The sequence below is a fragment of the Treponema sp. R80B11-R83G3 genome (assembly GCF_054786115.1).
Map to the genome: position 1 here is coordinate 1 of NZ_BDHF01000193.1, position 1,571 is coordinate 1,571.

Consider the following 1,571-nt stretch of genomic DNA (forward strand, 5'->3'; position numbering starts at 1 on the left):
ACTGCTTTCAGAATAATTCCCTGACGTTGATTCCCGTTGTTGCGTCAGAATCCTGTCGAGGTTTTGCCTGTCTACAATATTAATAGCAGAATATTTGTTGAAGTTGGTGTTGAACGCGCCTTGCGCTAGAGGCAGTATCCACATTTCATCTTTGGCGAAGTTCTTTCCTGCCGGTTCAAGCACGGCTAGCGTTATGTTTTTTCCGCCGTCTCCGGTGTAGTAGGTTTGGGCGTGTATGTTTACCATAGCGACCAAAAATAAAAGTAAAATTAACGATGTCATTTTTTTCATAATAACTCCTTATATATTTGCCCGCCGCAAGTCGGGTCGGGCTATGCCCGCAATATTACACAAAATTTTATTTACGCCAACGGTGCATTATTTTTTCTCCAATTCCTTATAGAGTAATTCTTTATTCCCATTCGCAGATAAAACCTGTATTTTTGAAAAAGCTTTCTTGACCTTCATTTGTATCGTCTTCCCAATTACCAAATTGACCGTATGATGGATGAGGAACCCGGTAAATTTGCATTTTATCCTCATGCCTTTGGGTTAACGTTGCATTACCCCGCTGATTCCAATTGGCATATACAAACGGCTCGCCGGTTACCCACTGATACTTGAACCCGCCAGTAGTATATCCGCCAAGCCAGTACATATTTTTATTATTTCCTTCACCTGAAAGCAGGTTTTCAATAAATTTTTGTTCTCCCGCGCTGGTAATTGTCGCAAGATGCCCTTCCAGTTTTTCGCAATAAAGTTTGGCGTCCGTCCAAGACATTGTCTGGTTAATTACTTCATACGCATGTCCATTCCCGCTGTAAAGCGTACCACGCTTAGGCAAAGTATTCTTTTTATAATCATATCCCGTCATCGCCTTCACGGCTACGCTGTCCGCAGATCCCGCGTTAACAATTCGCCCGTTTATACTCGCAACCCGTATCGCCAGCGTCTCGCTTATTTTGTTCGCGTCCACTGCGGGATACGTGACGGTTTGCGGCGTCTGTATCTTTACACCGACAGATTTCCCATCACGGAATTCTATCTTCCACCCGGAAGAGAACGTCACTCCCTGCCGCCCAAGCACCGCCCCTTTGTCGTTAAGCAAATCAAGCACTAAATTGTATTTCACTTCCTTAACAGGCGTCACCTGCGAAGCCCCGCCTGACGCGTTCTTTAACGGCCAGTCCAGCTTCCATGTTTCCGCCTGACCTGTACCGGCGAAACCTTCGTAGACCGCGTTCACTACTCCGGTTATCGGCACTGGCCATGACTCCAATGGGGCAAGACACGCGTCTATGCTTATTGGTATCGTCTCCTTGTCCCAGTCAATTTCTCCCTGCTTGAAATCTGCCGAGTAAATAAGAGTCATCGTCAACGGCGTGTTCTTGACATATCCGACCACGAATTGGTCACACTCGGTAAGCCGTTCCACCCATGCCTTGCGCCACGCTATCGCGTTGCGTATGTCCTTCCCCATGCTGCTGCTGGTAATGTCTGCGTTCACTATGTCCAGCCTGCTCACTATTTCCGCAGAGGACGGATTGTAATTCACCGCCTGCAGGTAATAT

2 protein-coding genes are annotated in these 1,571 nt (G+C 46.7%); both read right to left on the bottom strand.

Annotated features, from left to right (window positions below):
* A partial coding sequence (locus tag ACYVRH_RS12500) for a hypothetical protein (protein ID WP_461257231.1) occupies positions 1 to 291 on the bottom strand: 291 nt, incomplete at its 3' end.
* 121 nt (positions 292 to 412) lie between these two features.
* Positions 413 to 1,571 (bottom strand): lectin-like protein (locus tag ACYVRH_RS12505; protein WP_461257232.1); only part of this gene is annotated, 1,159 nt, incomplete at its 5' end.